The following is a 21,861-nucleotide window of genomic DNA, read 5'->3' as shown; positions in this document are numbered from 1 at the left end:
TATCAGGCCACGCGCTCGACCAGGGCGCGGACCTCAGCGCGATCCATCGGCTCGACATCGACCGAGCGATGGATCGACAGGCCCTCGATCAGGGCGTCGAGGGCCTTCGCCGTATCGGCTGAAAAATGCTGCCGCAGGGCCGCGCGGCTTTTCTCCATCCAGGCCTGCATGACCAGGCGCAGCGGCGGGTTGCGGGCGGCGAAGGCGTAGAGCTCGTAGCTCAGCAGCATGTTGCGCGGGGTTGCCCAGCTGTCGTCGACGATGAGATCGACCACGGCCTCACAGGCTTCGTCGCGGTTCGAGGCCGCGGCCAGCCGCTCGGTGAAGCGCGCCGAGACCGTATCGGCCAGCAGGGTGAAGGCCTCGGTGATCAGCTCGACCAGGCCGGTGAAGTGGTAGGTCATCGAGCCGAGCGGCACGTCGGCCGCCGCCGCGACCCGGCGATGCGTCGTCCCGGCGACGCCGTGCTCGGCGATGACGTCGAGGGTCGCCTGGACGATGCGGGCGCGGCGGTCCGGGTCGTAGCGGCGCTGGGACGAGGGCACACAGAGCTCCTGGGGGGACACCGGTTCAGAGCTGGTTGGCATCTGCGCCCGATGCGTACATATGTACGCATCGCTGAGACAGCTCGGAAGTTCCCGATCCTGGCTTCGGCGCGAACCTGAACCGGGGAGGATGCCGATGCGGACCGAACGCGAAAAGATGCTGGCGGGCGAGCTCTACGACGCGCTCGATCCCGAACTGGTCGCCGCCCGCGCCCGGGTGCGGGATCTCTGCCAGCAGCTCAACGCCACGCGCGATGCCGACGAGGCCCTGCGCCGGGACCTGTGCCAGCAGATCTTCGGGGTCGGCGGCGATACGGTCTGGATGCAGCCGCCGTTCTTCTGCGACTACGGGTCGAACATCGAACTCGGCGAGCGGGTGTATTTCAACTTCAACTGCGTCATCCTGGATGTCTGCCGGGTCCGGATCGGCAGCTTCACCCTGTTCGGCCCGGCGGTTCAGATCCTGACGCCCCTGCACCCCACCAACGCGGCCCTGCGCCGTGTCCAGGAATTCGGCAAGCCGATCGAGATCGGGTCGGATGTCTGGGTCGGCGGCGGCGCCCTGATCCTGCCCGGCGTGACCATCGGGTCCCGCACCGTCATCGGCGCGGGCAGCGTGGTCACCCGCGACGTGCCGGACGGGGTCCTGGCCGCCGGGAATCCGTGCCGGGTGATCCGCGCGATCAGCGACGACGAGCGGCAATCCTACGGATCCGCGCCCTGAGAACGGGGCGCAGGCCGGCTGCATCCGGGGCAGCGCCGGATCCCGGCCGCTCGATCCCGGGGCCGGCCCCGGGATCGAACGCGCGCGTCGCGGAGGACGGCGCCGCTCAGGCGCCGAGGCCGCCGACGCAGAGGTACTTGGTGTTCAGGTAATCCTCGATGCCCTGGTAGGAGCCCTCGCGGCCGAGGCCGGATTCCTTCACGCCGCCGAAGGGCGCCACCTCAGTGGTGATGATCCCCTCGTTGATGCCGACCATGCCGTATTCCAGCGCCTCGGCGACCCGGAAGGTGCGGCCGAGATCGCGGGTGTAGAAGTAGCAGGCCAGGCCGAACTCGGTGTCGTTGGCCATGCGGATCGCCTCCGCCTCGTCGCGGAACCGGAACAGCGGCGCCAGCGGCCCGAAGGTCTCCTCCCGGGCCACCGCCATGTCGGGGGTCGCGCCGGTGATCACGGTCGGCTCGAAGAACTGGCCGCCCAGCGCGTGGCGATGGCCGCCCGCGACCACCCGGCCGCCCTTCTCGACGGCGTCGCGGATATGGGCCTCGGTCTTCTCCACCGCGGCCATGTCGATCAGCGGCCCCTGGGCGACGCCCTCCTCGATGCCGTTCCCGACCTTCAGGCGGTTGGCAGCCTCGGCCATCTTGTCGGCGAAGGCGTCGTAGATCCCGTCCTGCACCAGGAAGCGGTTGGTGCAGATGCAGGTCTGGCCGGAATTGCGGTACTTGGCGAGCATCGCGCCGGCCACCGCCCGGTCGAGGTCGGCGTCGTCGAACACGATGAAGGGGGCGTTGCCGCCCAATTCCATCGAGACCTTCTTCACCGTGTGCGAGGCCTGCTCGAGCAGCACCTTGCCGACCTCGGTGGAGCCGGTGAACGTGATTTTTTTGACGTGCGGGTTGCCGGTCATCTCACCGCCGATGGCCCGGGCCGAGCCGGTGAGGATGCTGACGGTCCCGGCCGGGAAGCCGGCCTTCTCACACAGCACGCCCCAGGCGAGGCCCGAGAGCGGGGTCTGGGAGGCCGGCTTGATGACGATCGGGCAGCCGGCGGCCAGCGCCGGAGCGATCTTGCGGGCGATCATCGATGACGGGAAGTTCCACGGGGTGATCGCCGCGACCACGCCCACGGGCTCCTTGGTCACCAGGATCTTGCGGTCGCCCCAGGGGGAGGGGATCACGTCGCCGTAGACGCGCCGCGCCTCCTCGGCGAACCACAGCACGTAGGCCGCCGACATCGCAACCTCGCCGCGGGATTCGGCCAGCGACTTGCCCTGCTCGGCGGTGAGGATCTGGGCCAGATCCTCCTGGTTCTCGGTGACCAGGGCGGCGAGCTTGCGCAGCAGCACGGCGCGCTCGTTGGCGGTCTTGGCGCGCCAGGCCGGATAGGCGTCGTGCGCTGCCTGGATCGCCCGGCGGGTCTCCTCGGCGCCGGCATTCGGCACCCGGGCAATCACCGCGCCGGTAGCCGGGTTGGTGACGTCGATGGTGCCGGACCCGGCCTTCGACCAGTCCCCGCCGATCAGGCAGGATTCGACCAGTAGGCTGCGGTCCTTCAGGGTGAGTGTGTCGGACTCAGGCATTCAACGGTTCCTTCGGCGGCTGCGGCCTGTCCGGCTGAGACAGGGCCGTCCGCGACTTGAGGGGCACGCTTGGGGCCGTATTCCTCGCCTGCGCCTCGGCTTTTGTCTCGAAGACATGCGGAGCCAGATCGCGGCTCGCCAACGAGGCACCGAGTTTCAATCGCAAGAACGCGCTCGTGGTGTAGCGCGATGCAGTCTCGTAGTACCGGTTCTCCAAATAGGCGATCGCTGAGAAATAAGCATCGCTCACCGTCGGGTCGATCTCGAACCCGTCGTAATTGGCGATCAGGTGGACCTTGCGGCCGATTTCCTGGCAGGCGCGCTCATATTCCCGGCGCACCAGTTCCACGTCGTCGATGGTCCGGACCTGAAAACCTTCGAGGTTCGAGAACAGGATGTTGCGTTCCCGATCGTAGCTGATTCGCTCCGACAGGGAGAGCCCGAGGAGCCAGGGCTCCAGCCCCATCACGGCGTCCCGGAACAGCCGGGGATCCATGGACTTCGGGTCCTGCACGATCGGCGTGAAGCCCATCTGCCCGAGGATGTCCCGCTCGATGTCGACCCCGGGGGCGACCTCGGCGAGTTCCATGCCGGCCTTGATCCGGCGGAAGACGCAGCGCTCGGTCACGTAGAGCACCGGCTGGCCGCGCTCGGCCGCGTAGGCGCCAGAGAAGGTCACCTGCTCCACGGCCGCGATGAACTTTTTCGAGCGCCCCTCGGTGACGATCCGGATGCCGTCACCTTCGACCACCACTTCCAGCCCATCGGCCGTGAAAGTACCCGCGAAGACCAGGCTCTTCGCATTCTGCGAGATGTTGATGAACCCGCCGGCGCCGGCGAGCCGCTTGCCGAAGCGGCTGACATTGACGTTGCCCTCGGCATCGCATTGCGCGAGCCCGAGGCAGGCGAGGTCGAGGCCGCCGCCGTCGTAGAAGTCGAATTGCTGGTTCTGGTGCAGCACAGCCGCCGGGTTCAGCGCGGCGCCGAAATCGAGCCCGCCCTGCGGCAGGCCGCCGATCACACCGGGCTCGGCGGTGAGCGTCAGGTATTTCAGCACCCGCTCTTCTGCCGCCACCGCCGCGACCCCCTCGGGCATGCCGATGCCGAGATTGACCACGCCCCCCGGGGGCAGTTCGAAGGCGCAGCGCCGGGCGATGACCTTGCGAGCGTCGAGCGGGATCGGCGGGATCCGGTCGAGGGGCACGCGCTGGCGGCCCGTGAAGGCGTGGTTGTAGGCGGTGCCGTAGGTCTGGCGATGGTTCTCCGGCTGGCTCAGCACCACGCAATCGACCAGCACCCCGGGCACCTGCACCTCGCGGGGGGCGAGCGAGCCGGCCTCGGCCAGGCGCTCGACCTGGGCGATGACGAAGCCCCCCGAGTTTTTGGCCGCCATGGCGGCGGCAAGGTTGTCGAGGGTGAGCGCCTCGCGCTCCATGGTGATGTTGCCGGCCGGATCCGCCGTGGTGCCGCGGATCAGCGCGATGTTCACCGGGAACGCCTTGTAGTGCAGCCACGACTCGCCGCCGAGCTCGACCACGCTGACCAGGTCCTCATGGGTCACCGCGTTGAGCTTGCCGCCTTCGAGCCGCGGATCGACGAAGGTGCGCAGGCCCACCTTGGTGATGTGGCCCGGCGTGTGGGCCGCGATCTCCCGGTAGAGATGCGACACCACCCCCAGCGGCAGGTTGTAGGCTTCGATCTGGCCGTCGATCGCCATCTTGGCGAGCTTGGGCACCAGGGCCCAGTGGCCGCCGACCACCCGGCGCACCAGCCCGGGGATCGCCAGCCGGTTGAGGCCGCGCTCCTTGCCGTCGCCGGGGGCCGCCGCGAACATCAGCCCGAGCCCGTGCGGCCCGTTGCCGGCCTCGAACCGCCGGGCCAGCGCCAGGATCAGCTCGTCCGGCGTGCCGATGCCGACGAAGCCTGAGACCGCGACCATGTCGCCGTCCTGCAGGATGGCGAGCGCCTCGTCGGCACTGACGATCTTGTTCTTCAGGCTGCCCATGCGGTTATCCTCGGAGCCTGGAATCGGACATCATCGCGATCGGAGCACCGGCCGATCCCACCCATCACCCTCATCCTGAGGTGCCGGGCGATCGCAGATCGCTCGGCCTCGAAGGAGCCCTCCAGGGATCGCTGCGATCCCTGGAGGGCTCCTTCGAGGGCGACGCTGCGCGCCGCCACCTCAGGATGAGGGAGAGATCCGGATCGGCCGACGGTACTGGCCCGCAATATAGCGCGGGATCCGCGCGCTTTCCCTCCCCCCTCTGCGGGGGAGGGTGGGCCGGCCGTCAGGCCGGGTCGGGAGAGGGGAGCGCCGCGTCCGGAAACGTCGCAACCGGCGTCATATCCACCACCGTCGCGCTGCCCCTCTCCCCCCCTGCTGCGCAGGGTACCCTCCCCCGCAGAGGGGGGAGGGGGACAAGCGGCGCGTTTCTCATCCACGAACGTGCACCCCGCGGCTTCCCTGTGGCCGCGCATGGGGCTACCCACGCGCACCCAGCCAATCGGCGATGCCGGAGCCCAGCAACTTCTGCGCCTTGCCGCCGACGAAGACCCCGACATGCCCGCCGGGCAGGCCGAGTTCGGTGTAGTCGTCGGTGCCGATCTTGTCCTTGAGGGCCTGGGAGGTCGCGGGCGGGATGATGTGGTCGTCCTGGGCGAAGACGTTGAGCACCGGGCAGGCGATGCGCTTCAGGTCGACCGTGCGGCCGCCGAGCACGAAGGTGCTCTGGACCAGCTTGTTGTCCTGATAGAGATCCTTGAGCCACTGCTTGGCGGCCTCGCCCGGATGGTCCGGCCGGTCGGCGATCCACTTCTCCATGCGGAGGAAGTTCAAGAACTTCTTCTTGTCGTCTAGGGCGTCGAGCAAGTCGAGGTTGTACTTCGTCATGGTCCGCATCGGCGTCATCATCGAGAACACCGAGCCCATGAACGCCCCGGGCAGCGAGCCCTGCGCGTCGATCAGGCGGTCGACATCCTCGGGCGACAGGGAGCGCGTCCAGACGTTGATGAAGCCGTGGCCGGCCCGGGTCTCGCGGGTGTCGGCGTGGAAGTCGATCGGCGTGATGGTCAGCACCATCGCGTTGACCCGCTCCGGGTAGAGCGCCGCGTAGCAGGTGGTGAAGACACCGCCCTCGCAGATCCCGAGCAGGTTGATTGTTTCGCGCCCCGCGGCTGCACCGACGAAGGCGACGCATTCGGCGAGATAATCGTCGACGTAGTCGTCGATGGTGACGTAGCGGTCGGCCCTGCCCGGATTGCCCCAGTCGACCACGTAGAGGTCGAGGCCGAGATTGAGCAGGTTGCGGACCAGCGAGCGATCCTCCTGCAGGTCAGCCATCGTGTAGCGGCCGATCAGCCCGTAGACGATCAGCACCGGCGGCAGGCCCTTGCTCTCGGCCAGCGGCCGGTAGCGATAGAGCGAGACCTTGTCCTGGCTCCAGACCAGGTCCTTGGGCGTGGTGGCGATCTGCACGTCGGCGTCGCGCACGTCCGAGAACAGCTTGGCGCCCGCGCTGATCCGGCGGCCCAGCTCGGCGACCTCGGCCATCATCTCGGCGGGGTTGAGCGGGAGCGGGGCGACGGGGGCCTTCGGGGCGTCCTGCTCAGCCATGGGCCGTCTCCGCTTCCTGCGCGACCGTGCCGTTCATCTTCGAAACCCGAGCGGCCTCCCGGCGCTCCCGGCGCAGGGCGCGGACTTCCCGGCGCAGCTCGGTGAGGCTCTTGTGCACGTCGTCGAGCTCGGCCCGGGTCGGTTGCCCGTAGAAATCAGACAGGAAGGCGGAGAGGTCCTGCTGGGCGAGCCGCAGGTCGGTCGACGCCTTCAGCACCACCCGCTGCGAGGCCAGGAACGCTTCGGAGCGCTGGACCTCCAGCAGCACCGCGTTGGCGGTCTCGGTCCAGCGGGTCATCATCTCGCGGGCGGAGCTGAAGCCCTCGCCGCGGTCGGCCCGGGCATTGGCCTCCTTGGCGAAGGTGCCGGCCGCCCGGGTCCAGGCGTTCAGCATCACCGCCTGATGCTCGGCCTGCGCCCGCCGCAACGCCGCCCAGGCGGTGAACAGCGCGCCATAGCGCCGCTCGGTCTGCCACAGGTCGGCCAATTGAGGACCTTCCGACATCCGGGTCAGCGCCGCGTCGAACTCGGCCGAGCCGCCGAGCCAGGCCTGCGGATCGAAGATCTTTGCCAGCACCGCCCCGGCGGTCGGGTCCGGCGCACCGGCGCCGCCCTGCAGCGATGCGGTCAGGGTCTGGGACAGAGCGGTCGCCGAGGCCCAGGCCTGGGCGAGCTGGCTCTGCGCCGTGGCGAGGCCGGCGAGATCGGTCTGCGGCGGGGTCGGCCAGGTAAAGCCCGGCGTGGCGCCGGGCGACAGGAAACCCGCGCCGGCCCGGGCCCAGAATTCGCCCATCGCCTTGAACGCGTCGAACTGGTCCATGACGGCGTTTCTCCCAGCCGGTCCGGCTTTGTGATGCCGGTATGAGCTTTTTAGTCCAACGTGTGCCCGCCGGACCCCACCGAACGCCAACCCAGCCCCCTCATCCTGAGGTGCCGGACGATCGCAGATCGTTCGGCTTCGAAGGAGGAGGTTGAGGGTCGGAAGCCTTCCAGGGATCAGGCCGCCGGGCGCGCCTCGCCGAGCGCTTCGGTGTAGATCGCGTAGGCGTCGTCGTAGGTGACCTCGCGGGGATTGTTCACGAGAAGCCGCGTCTGCTTCATCGCGTCGGTGGCCATCCGCTCCAGATCCTTCTGCGCGACACCAACCTCGGCCAGCGAAGCCGGGACCTTGCAGTCGCGGCAGATCGCGTCGAGGCTTTCGACGAAGCGCGCGGCCGCTTCGGCCGGCGGCAGGTCGGCGGCGGCCGGATCCAGGATCGGCGCCAGCTCGGCGTAGAGCGCCTCGGCGTGGGACAGGTTGAAGCGCATCACCCCCATCAGCACCAGGGCGTTGGAGAGCCCGTGCGGCACGTGGAAGATCGCGCCGACCGGATAGGCCAGGGCATGCACAGCCGCCACCGGCGCGTTGGCAAAGGCCATGCCGGCCAGCATCGAGCCGAGCAGCATGCCGGAGCGCGCCTCGAGGTTGCGGCCGTCCGAGCAGGCGGTGCGGATATTGGCCGAGAGCAGGGCCAGGGCCTGCTTGGCGAGCTGGTCCGAGATCGGGTTCTTCTTGTTCTTGCTGGTGAACGCCTCGATGGCGTGGACCATGGCGTCGATGCCGGTCGCCGCCGTGACGGGGGCGGGCAGGCCCAGCGTCAGCTCCGGATCGAGCACCGCCCAATCGGGCAGGAGCTTGGGCGCGACGACGCCCTTCTTCTCGGTGGTCGGCGTCGTGACGATGGAGATCGGCGTCACCTCGGATCCGGTGCCCGCGGTGGTCGGCACCAGGATCAGCGGCAGCCGGTCGCCCTTGGCCAAGCCGACGCCGTAGATCGAATCGAGCGACTCGTCGGACTTCGCCAGGTAGGCGACCAGCTTGGCGGTATCGAGCGCCGAGCCGCCGCCGATCGACAGGACCAGGTCCGTCCCCAGCTCCCGAGCCCGCTTGGCCGCCGCCTCGATCACCGTGGAGGGCGGGTCGGCGACCACGTCCTCGTAGACGTCGATGGTGATGCCGGCCGCCGCCAGGGCGGACTCGGCGGCCTCGGTGAGGCCGGCCTTGCGCACGCCCTTGTCGGTCACGAGCAGGACGCGCTTGGCGCCGAAGGTGCCGACGATCTCCGGCAGCTTCTTGGAGGCGCCGGCCTCGAACAGCACGTTCGGGGTGGTCTGGAAGGTGAACGGATTCATCGCGATGCCCCCTGGTGGACCGTGGTCAACTCTTCGAAGAGCTCACTCCGCCGGTTCGAAATGCTTCACCTTTTCGCGCAATTCCTCGACCAGCACGCGCGTGTTCTCCGAATAATCGATCGGCACCGCGACGAGGTGCACGCCGCCTTCGGCGAAGGCGCGGTCCAGGGTCGGGACGAGGTCGTTGACGGCTTCGACCCGGTGGCCCTTCGCGCCGTAGGACTGGGCGTAGAGCACGAAATCCGGGTTGCCGAAGGTCATCCCGTAGTCGGCAAACTTGTCCACCGCCTGCTTCCAGCGGATCATGCCGTAGGCCGAGTCGTCCAGGATCAGCACGACGAGGTTGAGCTTGAGCCGCACCGCGGTCTCCAGCTCCTGGCTGTTCATCATGAAGCCGCCGTCGCCGCACACCGCCATGACGCGGCGGTTCGGGTAGAGCATCGCCGCCATCATGGCCGAGGGCAGGCCGGCGCCCATGGTGGCGAGCGCGTTGTCGAGGAGCAGCGTGTTGGCGACGTAGGTGCGGTAGTTCCGGGCGAACCAGATCTTGTACATGCCGTTGTCGAGGCACACGATCCCGTCCTCCGGGATCACCCGGCGCACGTCGCGCACCAGCCGCTGCGGCGTCACCGGGAAGCGGTCCTCGCCGGCCCGGTCGGCGATGTGGCCGAGGATGCGCTCGCGCAGGGGCAGCAGGGCGCCGGCGTTGGGCAGCTTGCCCTCCAGCTTGTCGGCGAGCAGCTTCAGGGTCGGCCCGAGGTCGCCGACCACCTCGGCGTCGGGATAATAGACCTGCTCGACGTTGGCCGGCATGTAGCCGATGTGGAGCACCTTCTGGTCGGCCTGGCCCATGAAGAAGGGCGGCTTCTCGATCGTGTCGTGGCCGATCGCGATGATCAGGTCGGCCTTGTCGATCGCCTCGTGGACGTAGTCGCGCTCGGAGAGCGCCGCGGTGCCCATGTAGAGGTCGGTGCCGCTGGCGACCGTGCCCTTGCCCATCTGGGTGGTGAAGAACGGGATCTGGGTGCGGTGCACGAAGCCGCCGAGATCGCCCGTGGCGCGGGGCCGGCTGGCGGCGGCGCCGAGCATGACCAGCGGCCGCTTGGCCTGGAGGATCATGGCGGCGGCCCGCTCGATCGCGGCCGGGTGGGCGACCGGGATGTCGATCGGGTGCGGCGGCACGACGTAGGCCTCGGCCTGCTCGGCGGCGATGTCCTCGGGCAGCTCCAGGAGCACCGGCCCGGGCCGCTCCTCGGTCGCGACCCGGAAGGCGTCGCGCACGATGGTGGGGATCGAGGAGGCGGAGACGATCTGACGGGCCATCTTGGTGATCGGCTTCATCGAGCTGATCACGTCGACGATCTGGAATTTCGCCTGCCGGGAGGACAGGATGCCTTTCTGGCCGGTGATGATGATCATCGGCATCGCACCGAGATGGGCGTAGGCCGCCCCCGTCGAGAAGTTCAGGGCGCCCGGGCCCAGGGTCGAGAGGCACACGCCGGGCCGGCCGGTGAGGCGGCCATGGGTCGCCGCCATGAAGCTCGCCGCCTGCTCGTGGCGGGTCAGCACCAGCTCGATCTTGGAGGTGCGCAGCGATTCGACGACGTCGAGGTTCTCCTCGCCGGGGATGCCGAAGATGCGGTCGACGCCCTCGTTCTCGAGGGCCGCAACGAGTAGATCTGAGCCCTTGGGCATGTGATGTCCCACTGATGCGACGCCAGCCGGCGCCGTGCGGTCCGTCCCCGATCCGCCCGTCACCGATGCGGTGTGATCCGCGCGGCTCGGACCGGGACGAACGCCCTCCGGATAGGCGTTCGGTTAGAGGGCTGGCCTGTAATGGGGTCAAGACCCGTCGGGAGCTGAAAGGTCACAGAGCCGGGGCAATCTTATCGTGTACGGGGATAGAGCCGGCTCGGAACGACCGAGTACGGTCAAGGTTCTCGTGCGTTCGGTTCGGCGGAAGATCATGGACCAGGTGCGCAACGACGAGACACGAGACGGGGCGGCGCTTCCGGCCCCCGAGACGCCGGCACCCAAGACGCCGGCCTCGGAGACGCCGGCCGCGGACGTGGTGCTGGCGCCGCTCGCCGATTTCCCGCGGATCGATCTCCGGGTGGGGGTCGAGCCGTGGGACAAGCGCCGGCAGGCCGGCAAGGCCCTGCGGGCGGAGGTCCCGCACGCGGACCATGCGGCCCTGCGCTCCGAGTCGGACCGCCCCGATCCGGTCAGCCTCATCGAGGCGGCCCACGAGGGCCGGCAGGCGCATCTTATCCCGTTGCGGGTCGCCCGGATGGCGACCAGCCCGTTCGCGTTCCTGCGCGGCGCCGCGCACGTCATGGCCTGGGACCTGTCGCGCGGGCCCCGCAGCGGCATCGACGTGGTGATGAACGGCGACGCGCATATCGACAATTTCGGCCTGTTCGGCACGCCGCAGCGCGACATCGTCCTCGATCTCAACGATTTCGACGAGGTCACGGTCGGCCCGTGGGAATGGGACCTGAAGCGGCTCGCGGCCGGCATCATGGTCGCCACCGCCGAAGCTGGCGCGCCGCCGGACGCCCAGCGCGGCGCCGTGATGGAGGCGGTGTCCGGCTATCAGCGCACGATGCGCCGCCTGGCGCCGCAGGGTTCCCTGGACGTCTGGTACCAGACCACGGTGGCCGATGCCCGGCGCCTCGGGCGGATCCGGATGGACGCGGAGGCCAGCGCCGTGGTGACCCGGGCGGTCGACAAGGCGCGCCGGAAGAACAACCGCAGCCTCCTGGGGCAGATCGCCGAGCGCCGCACCGACGGCGGCTGGCGGTTCCGGGCGGAGCCGCCGATTCTCACGCCGGTCGACGACGCCACCCGGCAGAGCATCGTCACCGGGCTGGAGCATTACGCCGAGACCCTGCCGCGGGAGCGGCGGTTCATGCTCAACCGCTACCAAGTGGTCGACGTGGCCCACCGGGTCGTCGGGGTCGGCAGCGTCGGGACGCGGGCCTACGTGGCGCTGCTGTGCGGCAATTCCGACCGGGACGCGCTGTTCCTCCAGGTCAAGGAGGCGGTGCGCCCGGCCAACGCCCCCTACCTGCCGGGCATGCCCGAACCCTATGCCGGCCACGAGGGCGAGCGCGTGATCTACGGCCAGCGCCTGCTCCAGGCGGTGGGCGACCCGCTGCTCGGCTGGACCAGCATCGACGGCCGGCCGTTCTACGTGCGCCAGATGAAGAACCTGAAGGGCGCGATCCCCCTGGCGGAGATGTCGGGCCTGTCGCTCCTGACCTTCTCGTATGCCTACGGGGCCCTCCTGGCCCGGGCGCATGCGCGGACCGGGGATGCCGCGGCGATCGCCGGCTATTGCGGCAGCGGCAAGCAGCCCGACCTGCGCGAAGCCCTAGCCGATTGGGCGGCGGCCTATGCGGAGCGCAATGCCGCGGATTTTCAGCTGTTTCGCGACGCCATCGCCAGCGGCCGGCTGGAGGCGGCGGAGGATCCCTGTCTATGAGGTCCGGTGAAGGTCACACCGCCCTCTCCGTCATTGCGAGCGCAGCGAAGCAACTGAGGGCGGCGCGCGATCCCCGAACCGTGGCGCATCACTGGGTTGCTTCGCTGCGCTCGCAATGCCGGCGTGAAACAGGGGATCGGATCGCGTCCCGCGGACGGCCCATACCAACCCATCCCCTCATCCTGAGGTGCTGCGCAGCAGCCTCGAAGGAGGCTTCCAGCCAGCCGCGCGATCCCTGGAGGGCTCCTTCGAGGGCTCCGCTTCGCTGCGCCACCTCAGGATGAGGGGGTGGGTTGGTGAGGCGCATCAAAGCAGCCGTCACAGCATCCCGAATTCCGGCGCCTCGTTGGCGAGCCGCACCAGGAGCTCGCGCAGCCAGCGGTGCGCCGGGTCGCGGTCGTAGGAGGCGTGCCACAGCATCGACACCGCCACGTCGTCCAGGGGCACCGGCACCGGGCTGACCGCGAGCGAGAGCGCGCTGGCGAAGGCGGCGGCGAGCCGGGCATGCATGGTGGCGATCACCGGCGCGGCGCGGACCAGGAACGGCACCACGAGGAAGCGCGGCGTCGTCACCGCGAGGACGCGCGAGCGCCCGATCAGCGCCAGGGCGTCGTCGACCACCCCGTGGGCGGTTTCCCGCAGGGAGGTCAGGACGTGCGGGAACCGCAGGTAATCGTCGAGCGCGATCGGCGGCTGGATCCCGATCAGGTCAGCGTTGAACAGCACCACATAGCTGTCCCGGTAGAGCAGCCGCTGCTTGTGGTGGAGCTGGCCCTCCGAGAAGAACCCGATGGCAAGATCGACTTGGTCGGCGTCTAATTCGTCGAGGATATGGGTGCGATCGACGGAGCGCAGCAGCAGCCTGATTCCGGGGGCCTCCCGGCGCAGCTGCGCGAGCAATCGAGGCCCGAGCAGGACCTCGACGCTGTCGGGCAGGCTCACCGTGAAGCTGCGCTCCACGGTGGCCGGATCGAACCGCTCCTCCCGGTGGACCAGGGCCTGGACCTGCCGCAGCGTCGCCCGCAGAGGCTCGGCGAGCTTCAGGGCCCGCGGCGTCGGCCGCATCCCGTCGGGGGCCCGGGTGAGCAGCTCGTCGTCGAACAGGCGGCGCAACCGGGCGAGGCTCGAACTCATCGCCGATTGGCCGACGCCGATCCGGGCCGCCGCCCGGGTGACGCTGCGCTCGTCGAGCAGGGCATCCAGGGCGACCAGCAGGTTCAGGTCGATCCGGCTGAGATCGATGTGATCAATGGCCAAGGGCGGGGCGATCGGTTCGAGGTCGATCGCCCTGTATAGCAGAGCTAAACCCTTACGCCGGAACCGGCTCCCGCGGCTCGGTGTGGTCGAACAGGCGTGGCGGCGCGATCGCGTTCTTGGCGCCCATCCGGTCGACCAGGTGATCGGCGACCCGCAGGGCGTTGGCGATGATCGTGAGGGTCGGATTCACGGCGCCGATCGACGGAAAGAAGCTCGCATCGGTGACGTAGAGGTTGTCGAGCTGGTGCGCCTTGCAGTTCCGGTCGAGCACGGAGGTCGTGGCATCATCCCCGAACCGGAGGGTGCCGGCCTGGTGGGCGGTGCCGCCGATCGGGACGTTCTTGCCGAGATAGAGCGAGCGGTCGAACAGGTGCGGGTGCATGTCGGTGAAGCTGCAGATCTCCTGCAGCTTGCGGCGCAGGCGCTTGTGCGCCTCGACATTAGTCTCGGTGAGATCGAGATGGACCTTGCCGTCCTTATAGTAGACCCGGTTCTGGGCGAGCGGGATGTCCTCCGAGGTCAGCCAGAAATCGACGGAGTGCTTGGCGATCCAGTCGAACGGCTTGTTGGGGAACCATTGCAGGAAGCCGGGCAGCCCCTCGCCGTGGATCTGGGCGCCGTCGGACTTGCCGACCATCTGGATATGGCCGAGCGGGAAGTCCCACGCGTCCTTCCGGTCCGGGTCGCCGAAGTAGAAATCGTTGAGGCCGAGGGTCTTCTGGAAGCGGGTCGGGTTCGGCACCTTGGAGATCGCCAGCACGGTCGAGTTGTTGTGGCGCATGTAGTTGCGCCCGACCCGGCCGGAGCCGTTGGCGAGGCCGTCCGGGTGCTGCTCGCTGGCGGAGCGCAGCAGCAGCAGTGCCGAGGACAGCGCCCCGCAGGCCACCACCACGAGATCGGCCGAGGCCTCGAACGGCGCATCATCGCGCGTGCCGACGACGCCGGTCACGCTGCGGCCGCTCGGGTCGGTGACGAGGCGCTCGATATAGGTGCGGGTGAGAAGCGTCAGGTTCGGGCAGTCCCGCAAGGCCGGATCGACCACCATGGTCTGGGCGTCGGACTTGCCGTTGGTCGGGCAGGGGAAGCCGTCGAAGGACTCGCACTTGATGCAGGGCGAGGTGGAGACGGCGCGCCCGTCCTTCTCCACCAGCCGCACGCCCACCGGCAGGTGGAACGGGTGGTGGCCGGCGCTCTTCAGGTTGTCGAACAATTGCTGGATGCGCGGCTCGTGCGAGACCGGCGGATGGGCGTAGGGTTTGCGCGACCAGGGCTCGGTCGGGTCCTCGCCGCGCTGGCCGTGGACGTGAAACAGCTCCTCGGCGGCTTGGTAATGCGGCTCGAACTCGTCGTAGCCCACGGGCCAGGCCGGAGCGATGCCGTCTTCGTGGCGAATGTCCGAAAAATCCTTCTCGCGCAGGCGGAACAGGATCGAGCCGTAGAATTTCGAGTTGCCGCCGACATAGTAATGCAGGCCCGGCTGGAAGCTGCTGCCGGTAGAGGAGTACCAAGTCTCCTTGGTCTGGTAGTAACCATCGACGATCACCGCCTGGCTGTCCCAGTTACGCGGTTCGCGCAGGAGGTAGTCGCCGCGCTCGATCAGGAGGATGCGCTTGCCCGTCTGGGCCAGGCGCCATGCCATCGTCCCGCCGCCGGGGCCGGATCCGACGATGATCACGTCGTAATGCTCACCCGGCATAGGCACTGTCTCCGTCCGGACCGATTGTCCTGGCAGGCAACTCGCGAGCCGGATTTCGGATCGGTCTGCGACGACGTTTAGCATTCGACGGCCGCGACCACCGCAACCGCCGGTTAAGCGCTTTTCCCAACGCCGCCTTCAGCTTCGCCTGCGATCCTGCGCCGAGCCGGCCTGCAGCCGGGGAGGCAGCCATGGTCGTCAAGGATATCGCGCTCATGCTGGCCCTGCTGATCGCGGCGGCGCTCGCGCTCGGTCATTGGCGGGCCCGGCGCTCCGCCCCGGACGAGGCCGAGGCCGAGCGGCTGCACGACCGGATCTGGCGGATCAGCGAGAGCGAAGACCGCTACCGCGCTCTGGTCGCGGCCACCACCGAGGTGATCGTTCAGCGCGACGCCCGCGGGCGGATCACCTACGCCAACGACGATTACGCCCAGCTGCTCGGCCGTCCGGCCATCGACCTGCTCGGCGCGCAGATCGATCTCGAGATCCTGGAGCGGCGCGAGGTCGAGGTCGGCGAGGACGGGGTCCGCCGCATGGAGGCGCAGGTCCGCTCGGTGGACGGCCAGGTGCGCTGGTTCGCCTTCGTGGAGATGCCGGTGGCCCATGGCGACGCGATGCACTGGCTGCGCGCCGGCCGCGACGTCACCGCCCGGGTCGAGGCTTTGCGCAGCCGCGACGCGGCGCTGGAACGCGCCGAGGCCGCCAGCGTGGCGAAGTCGCGCTTCCTCGCCACCGTCAGCCACGAGATGCGCACCCCGCTCAACGGCATCCTCGGCATGGCCGAGCTTGTGCTCGGCACTGCCCTCGACCTGGAGCAGCGGACCTATGTCGAGGCCGTGCGCACCAGCGGCCAGGCCCTGCTCGGGCTGATCGACGGCGTGCTCGACTTCTCCCGGATCGAGGCCGGTCGCCTCGACCTCGCGGCCGAACCCTTCGACCTGCCGGCTTTGGCCGAGAGCGTCGTGGAGCTGCTGGCCCCGCGGGCACAGGACAAGGGCATCGAGATCGCCCTCGACGTCACGGAAAGCTTCCCGCACGGGCTCGTCGGCGATGCCGACCGGGTGCGGCAGATCCTGATCAACCTCGCCGGCAACGCCATCAAGTTTACCGCGCGGGGCGGCGTCGGGGTGAGCCTCAGCTTCGTCCGCACCGACGCCGGGGGCGGGGAGGCGGTGCTCTCCGTCTCTGACACCGGCCCCGGCATCCCGGAGGATCGGTTGCCGATCCTGTTCGAGGAATTCGAGCAGGGCGACGGCAGCGCCAGCCGCAGCCATGAGGGCACCGGCCTGGGTCTCGCCATCACCCGCCGGCTCGTGACCCGCATGGGCGGGCGGATCGAGGCGGAGTCGCGTGTCGGCCGCGGCTCGACCTTCCGGGTCGTCCTGCCGCTGCCGGAGGCCGAGGGCGCGCGTGCCAACCCTGCCCCGTTGCCGGGGCTCGAAGGCCGGCGCTGCCTGATCGTGGCCGATTCGCCCTATCAGGCCCCCTATCTCGCCCGCAGCCTGTCCCGGGCCGGGGCGGCCACCGTGATCGTCGGCACCCTGGAGGACGGCCTCGACGCCCTGTCGGGCGCGGCCTTCGACGCGGTCCTGGCCGACCGGGCGCTGGGCGACGCGGCGGTCCGCCAGATCGCCGACGCCGCCCGCGCCTGCGGGGTGCGCTGCAGCCTCGTCCTGCTCTCGCCCTTCGACCGCCGCGGCTTCGGAGCGCCGGGCGCGGCCGGCTTCGACGGCTACCTGATCAAGCCGATCCGGGCCCGCTCGCTGTTCGAGCGGCTGCTCGCCCCGCCGGTCGCGGTCGAATCCAGCACCCTCCCGGCTCCCGCCCCGGCGCGGACCGGGACCGGCCAGCGGATCCTGCTCGCCGAGGACAACCCGATCAACGCGCTGCTCGCGACCCGTGCCCTGGAGCGCCTCGGCGCCGAGGTCGTCCAGGCGGTCGACGGGGTCGAGGCGCTGGAGCGGCTGGCCTCGGATGGCCCGTTCGACCTCGCCCTGATCGACGTGCGGATGCCCCGCCTCGACGGCCACGAGACCGCCCGCCGCATCCGCGCCGCGGAAGCGGCCGGGGAGGGGACGCGGCTGCACCTCGTGGCGCTCACCGCCAATGCCGGCCGCGAGGACGAGATCGCCGCCCACGCGGCCGGGTTCGACGGGTTCCTGGCCAAGCCCCTCAATCTGAAGCTGCTTCCGGCCCTGCTGGAGCGCCGCACCGCACAGGCCGCCTAGCGTGTCGTGCCGGATATCGGAACCGGCACGACACGCTAGGGCCGTGCCCGACCACGTTGGGTCGGGTCACGCCTCTAAACTCTTGTTTTGACGCGCTCTCTTGCGACGAACCGGAGCCACTTCGTTGGAGAGCGCTCTAGCTTTCTGATTCCCATCGTCTTCCTCCGAAAGCCGGCGGTCCCCTCTCGGGACGATGCTCGAGCCCCGCCGCTCCCGCGTTGACAGCGGGCCGCTCCCCACGCCAACAGAAAGCCCATGTCGACAGCCGCCACTCAGCCACCCGCACCGCGCTCCTCGAGCGGCGCCCTCGCTGCCTGGGGCATCGCGATCCTCGTGGTCGCGACGGTGCTGCTCGGCGAGCTCCTGCCTACCCGGCACGCCGTCCCGGCGCGCTCGGTCGCCGACGACCCGGCCTGCCTCGAATGGACCGACGGCTGCCGCGTCTGCCAGCGCCTGGCCGAAGGCCCGGCCTGCTCGCTGCCCGGCATCGCCTGCCAGACCGCCGAGCCGCGCTGCCTGCGCCACCGCGACGGGTGAGGCCGGACGCGCCGATCCTCCGCTTCGCGCCGAGCCCGAACGGACGGCTCCATCTCGGCCACGCCTATTCAGCCCTGCTCAACGCCGAACTGGCGGAGCAGATGGGCGGCCTCTGCCGCCTGCGCATCGAGGATATCGATCCGGTCCGCTCGAAGCCGGACTTGGTCGCGGCGATCGTCGCCGACCTCGCCTGGCTCGGCCTAACCTACCCGAAGCCGGTGCGGCACCAGTCCCGCCACATGGACACCTACCAGGCGACGCTCCAGCGTCTGATCGACCGGGGACTCGCCTATCCCTGCTTCTGCTCCCGCGGGCAGATCCGGGCGCAGGCTGCCGCCCTCGCCGACAACCCGCACGATCCGGACGGCGCGCCGCTCTATCCCGGCACCTGCCGCTTGCTCGAACCGGCGATCCGGGCCGAACGCCTAGTCCGGGGCGAGCCGCATACCTGGCGCCTTGATGGGGCGGCCGCCCTGCGCTGCGCCGGCAACGCCCTCGGCTATGAAGCCTTCGACGGAGCCGACACGCGCTGGGTCACCGCCGACCCCGCCCGCTGGGGCGACGCCGTAATCGCCCGGCGCGACGTGCCGACCAGCTATCACCTGTCCGTGGTCCACGACGACGCGGAGCAAGAAATCACCCACGTGGTCCGGGGCCGGGACCTCGAAGCGGGCACCGATCTCCACGTCCTGCTGCAACGCCTGCTCGGCCTGCCGACGCCGCGCTACCACCACCACGCATTGATCCTGGATCCCGACGGCGACAAACTCGCCAAGTCCCGGGGCTCGCAAAGCCTCGCCGATCTCAGGCAGGCGGGGGGGACGCCCGAACAGATCCGCGCCCGCCTCGGCTTCGCCTGAGCCGATGGCGGCAATTCCCGCCGTCATTGCGAGCGCAGCGAAGCAACCCGGGGAAACACCGCGCTGAGACTTTGCGCGCGACCCTCGATCGCTACGCTCGGAATGGCGTCGGCAACCGCTCAGCGCACCGCGGCATCCCGCTGCGCCAGCGCCGTCGCGCTCTTCGATTTCTGCATGGTCGCGTCGACCTGCTCGCGCTGGCGCTTGAACTCGGCAAGCAGCCGCCCGTCGAGCTCGCGGCCGCGGGGCACGCGGATCTTCATCGGGTCGACGAAGTGGCCGTTGATGATCACCTCGTAGTGCAGGTGCGGACCGGTGGAGAGGCCGGTGGAGCCCAGATAGCCGATGATCTGCCCCTGCCGGACCCGGACCCCCTCCTTCACCCCGCGGCCGAACCGCGACATGTGGTTGTAGGTCGTCACGTAGCCGTTGACGTGCTGGATCTCGACCCGGTTGCCGTAGCCCGAGGTCATCTCGGCCCGGATCACCACGCCGTTGCCCGCCGCCGCGATCGGTGTGCCGATCGGGTTCGCCCAATCGACGCCGGTATGCAGCTTGGCGTAGCCCAGCACCGGGTGCATCCGATAGCCGAAGCCGGAGCGCATGATCCCATCCGGGATCGGCTTGCGCAGCAGGAACTTCTTCAGGGAACGGCCCTGCTCGTCGAGATAGTCGATCGTGCCGTCATCCGGCGACTGGAAGCGGTAGACCTTGCGGGTTTCGCCCCCCAGCGTCAGGGCGGCATAGAGCAGGTCCGGCCGGTCGGCCCCGGCTTCGTCGTCGTAGGTGTAGAACACGTCGAGCCCGTCGCCGCTGGCGATCCGGCGCTGGAAGTCGAGATCGTAGCTGAACACCCGGACGATGTCCTCGACGGTGGCCCGCGGCAGGTCGTGGCGGGCGGCCGTTTCGTAGAGGCTCTGGTACAGGCGCGGCCCGGAGCCCGAATCCTCCTCGTCGTCCTCGCCGGCATCCGCCTGGGGCTGCGGCTTGGAGGAGGGGGCTTCCTCGGTCGGCGGCGCCACCGAGACGAAGGCGCTCCGGTCGTTGAGCGCCGCGATGCCCTCGATGCCGTTCTCGCCGTACAGCACCACGCGGGTGACCTGCCGCGGATCACCGGGGCGCGGTCCGGGGGCGACCTGCACCCGCATCTGCTGGCCTTCCGGCAAGGCCGCGGTGCGGGTCTTGCCGCCGAGCGCCGCGACGATGCCGCGGATCTGCTCGTCCCCGGCCAGGCCGGTGGCCTTCAGGATGCCCTCCAGGGTCTCGCCACGCTTGAGCGCGATGTCGCGCTCCTCCACGAGCGGCGCCTCGTTCGGCTTCAGCTCGACTTTGGGAACCTTGGTGACGTTCTCGGGGACGACCAGCACCTCGATCGATTTGAACGGGTTGGCGTCCTTGGCGGCCGAGCTCTCCGCATCGCCGCCCGCGCCCTGCTGCAGCGTGCGCGACAGCAGGATCTGGGGCGCGATCGGGATGGCGGCCCGGCGCCCGGCCTCGGCGGCGATCCGGCGCTCCTCCTCCACCTGTGCGGTGACGTCGTCGTCGGTGAGCGCAGGGGCATTGGCATCGACGGCGGCATCCGCGAGGTCGCGCTTGACCACCGTGACCTCGGCCCCGGGCGCGTCGGCGGCGGCGTCGGGCGCGCGCTCCAGGGGCTCGTCGGAGACGAACTTCATCGGATCGAACCGCGGCAGCTCACCGGCATAAACGCCCGTCGTCATCGACAGGGGGGTGGTGATCCGCACGAAGGCCTTGGCCTTGATGATCTCGCGATCCCCCAGGCGGACGGTCACGGGCGCGCGAAAGCTCTGCTTGGCCGAGGCGATCATTAGGTTGCGCACCAGCCGGTCGCCTTTGCGGGCGAGGTTGGCGCCGCTCTCGCTCGGCTGCGGCCGGGGCATGATCGTGGCCTTCTCGGGGATCGCCGCGAAGGAGACATCACCTTGCAGGGAGACGTGGAGCGCGGCCGCGATCAGGCCCGCGCCGGTCAGGCCCGTGAGCGTGCTGGCGCAGAGCCAACGCAGATTGACCGCGCGGCGATCGATCTGGGTCGCATCCGCGCCGAGGAGATCGAGGGGCGCCTGGACCCCGCGGCCGACGCCGGGGGCGAGGGCGGCCACGTCGCCGATCTTGAGTCGCTCGCGCTTCACTCGCAGGTCCCGGAAAGACGACGGCGCACGGCGCTCTCGCTGGTGATTAGAGGATCGGCGGCCGGGCACGCGCGCACCGCTCACGCACGGCCTGTTCCTCTCGGGGGGCAGCATGTCGAGATTGAGGCGCCCCACCTCTCTACCGGGGTCCTGTTCTGGAGGGAATTCCCGATGCCGAACCGAGAGGGGAGGGGGGGGGTCGGCCGGGACCAACCTTCAAAAATCTTCCCCCCGGTGTTGACGGCTCTGTGGGGCCTGTTTATACCCCTGTTCATCGGCGCCGGCCGCGGAAGCGGCCCGGGCGCTGACGCATCTTCTGACAGGATCGGCGATTGGCCGGCGGGTTTGCCGGGCGATTTTCTGTTTTTGTCCGATGCGGCTTCGGGGTCGGGTTCGCGTCTTGCGGGTTCGGCGACGGGGTTGACAGGGGGATCGGCGGGCTCTAGACGCCCTCCACCGCTGAGGCGGCCGACCGGATGGTCTGGCCGGTATCACGGTTCTCCCAGTCGGACAAGCGGGTGATCGGGGTCTCTGGCCCGGATCGTCGTCTCGTCTGTGAGCGGTCCGGTTCGCCGGTCGGCTCAGGGTCTTTGACATTGTTGGAATTGAGGAAGGGAGACGCGGACGGCGTTTGTCCTTGCGGTCGGAGCTTTGGCTTCGACAAGTGAGAGACTAGTGCCGATCGTCGTATCTCTCTTTTTGAGCTCACCGATCTGGCTGCGCTGTGAAGCGCTGCTTGGTCGATTGTGAGGCTCCGTCTGAGAATTACGTGATCGGCCAGATCAATCTCTTCAACGTGAGAGTTTGATCCTGGCTCAGAGCGAACGCTGGCGGCAGGCTTAACACATGCAAGTCGAGCGGGCACCTTCGGGTGTCAGCGGCGGACGGGTGAGTAACGCGTGGGAACGTGCCCTCTGGTTCGGAATAACTCAGGGAAACTTGAGCTAATACCGGATACGCCCTTTTGGGGAAAGGCTTGCTGCCGGAGGATCGGCCCGCGTCTGATTAGC

Annotated in this window: 15 protein-coding genes and 1 rRNA gene; 6 read left to right on the top strand and 10 right to left on the bottom strand. The window is 69.3% G+C overall.

Features of this window, described 5'->3' with window-relative positions:
• Positions 1-2: 2 nt before the first annotated feature.
• Positions 3-545, bottom strand: coding sequence for a TetR/AcrR family transcriptional regulator (locus tag MKL20_RS29445; protein WP_244039663.1), 543 nt, complete (start codon positions 543-545; stop codon positions 3-5).
• 136 nt (positions 546-681) lie between these two features.
• Here MKL20_RS29445 and MKL20_RS29440 point away from each other — a divergent pair, with 136 nt between their 5' ends.
• Positions 682-1,269 (top strand): sugar O-acetyltransferase, encoded by a 588-nt coding sequence (locus MKL20_RS29440; RefSeq protein WP_244039662.1) that lies wholly within the window; start codon positions 682-684, stop codon positions 1,267-1,269.
• A gap of 106 nt (positions 1,270-1,375) precedes the next feature.
• Here MKL20_RS29440 and MKL20_RS29435 read toward each other — a convergent pair whose 3' ends face one another.
• The 6 genes from MKL20_RS29435 to MKL20_RS29410 all read right to left on the bottom strand — a co-directional run bounded on the left by MKL20_RS29435 (position 1,376) and on the right by MKL20_RS29410 (position 10,331).
• A complete protein-coding gene (locus tag MKL20_RS29435; protein WP_244039661.1) occupies positions 1,376-2,848 on the bottom strand; it encodes an NAD-dependent succinate-semialdehyde dehydrogenase in 1,473 nt (490 codons plus the stop codon).
• The gene (locus tag MKL20_RS29430; RefSeq protein ID WP_244039660.1) at positions 2,841-4,853 is read right to left on the bottom strand and encodes an acyl CoA:acetate/3-ketoacid CoA transferase; all 2,013 of its coding nucleotides are present in this window, start codon (positions 4,851-4,853) and stop codon (positions 2,841-2,843) included. The genes MKL20_RS29435 and MKL20_RS29430 overlap by 8 nt, the downstream gene beginning before the upstream one ends.
• Before the next feature lie 480 nt (positions 4,854-5,333).
• Entirely contained in the window at positions 5,334-6,464 is a 1,131-nt protein-coding gene (gene phaC / locus MKL20_RS29425) for a class III poly(R)-hydroxyalkanoic acid synthase subunit PhaC (protein WP_244039659.1), read from the bottom strand.
• Positions 6,457-7,284, bottom strand: a complete 828-nt coding sequence (locus MKL20_RS29420; protein ID WP_244039658.1) for a poly(R)-hydroxyalkanoic acid synthase subunit PhaE — start codon at positions 7,282-7,284, stop codon at positions 6,457-6,459. The genes phaC and MKL20_RS29420 overlap by 8 nt, the downstream gene beginning before the upstream one ends.
• A 176-nt stretch (positions 7,285-7,460) precedes the next feature.
• Positions 7,461-8,636 (bottom strand): iron-containing alcohol dehydrogenase, encoded by a 1,176-nt coding sequence (locus tag MKL20_RS29415; protein ID WP_244039657.1) that lies wholly within the window; start codon positions 8,634-8,636, stop codon positions 7,461-7,463.
• A 42-nt stretch (positions 8,637-8,678) separates the two neighbouring features.
• Entirely contained in the window at positions 8,679-10,331 is a 1,653-nt protein-coding gene (locus tag MKL20_RS29410; RefSeq protein ID WP_244039656.1) for an acetolactate synthase large subunit, read from the bottom strand.
• A 271-nt stretch (positions 10,332-10,602) separates the two neighbouring features.
• Between MKL20_RS29410 and MKL20_RS29405 the strand changes: the two genes are divergently transcribed.
• Entirely contained in the window at positions 10,603-12,123 is a 1,521-nt protein-coding gene (locus MKL20_RS29405) for a DUF2252 domain-containing protein (RefSeq protein ID WP_244039655.1), read from the top strand.
• Between the two features lie 318 nt (positions 12,124-12,441).
• Here the strand turns inward: MKL20_RS29405 and MKL20_RS29400 are convergent, their stop codons facing one another.
• Complete coding sequence (locus MKL20_RS29400) at positions 12,442-13,380, bottom strand: LysR family transcriptional regulator (protein ID WP_244039654.1); 939 nt, start codon at positions 13,378-13,380, stop codon at positions 12,442-12,444.
• A 52-nt stretch (positions 13,381-13,432) separates the two neighbouring features.
• The gene (locus MKL20_RS29395) at positions 13,433-15,076 is read right to left on the bottom strand and encodes a GMC oxidoreductase (protein WP_244039653.1); all 1,644 of its coding nucleotides are present in this window, start codon (positions 15,074-15,076) and stop codon (positions 13,433-13,435) included.
• Positions 15,077-15,267: 191 nt separating this feature from the next.
• Between MKL20_RS29395 and MKL20_RS29390 the strand changes: the two genes are divergently transcribed.
• From MKL20_RS29390 to gluQRS, 3 genes are all read left to right on the top strand, one after another.
• Positions 15,268-17,304, top strand: coding sequence for an ATP-binding protein (locus MKL20_RS29390; RefSeq protein WP_244039652.1), 2,037 nt, complete (start codon positions 15,268-15,270; stop codon positions 17,302-17,304).
• A 255-nt stretch (positions 17,305-17,559) separates the two neighbouring features.
• Positions 17,560-17,841, top strand: a complete 282-nt coding sequence (locus tag MKL20_RS29385; protein WP_244039651.1) for a hypothetical protein — start codon at positions 17,560-17,562, stop codon at positions 17,839-17,841.
• A complete protein-coding gene (gene gluQRS, locus MKL20_RS29380; protein ID WP_244039650.1) occupies positions 17,838-18,701 on the top strand; it encodes a tRNA glutamyl-Q(34) synthetase GluQRS in 864 nt (287 codons plus the stop codon). Before MKL20_RS29385 ends, gluQRS begins: the two co-directional genes overlap by 4 nt.
• Positions 18,702-18,820: 119 nt before the next feature.
• On the opposite strand, the gene MKL20_RS29375 is transcribed toward gluQRS, so the two are convergent.
• Positions 18,821-20,851, bottom strand: coding sequence for a M23 family metallopeptidase (locus tag MKL20_RS29375; protein WP_244039649.1), 2,031 nt, complete (start codon positions 20,849-20,851; stop codon positions 18,821-18,823).
• A 792-nt stretch (positions 20,852-21,643) separates the two neighbouring features.
• Here MKL20_RS29375 and MKL20_RS29370 point away from each other — a divergent pair.
• Positions 21,644-21,861 (top strand): 16S ribosomal RNA (locus MKL20_RS29370); the annotation flags it as partial.

It is taken from the genome of Methylobacterium sp. E-066 (genome assembly GCF_022829635.1).
Lineage (GTDB): Bacteria > Pseudomonadota > Alphaproteobacteria > Rhizobiales > Beijerinckiaceae > Methylobacterium.
The sequence above is the reverse complement of the archived record's forward strand: the minus strand, read 5'-3'. Positions and strand labels throughout refer to the sequence as shown.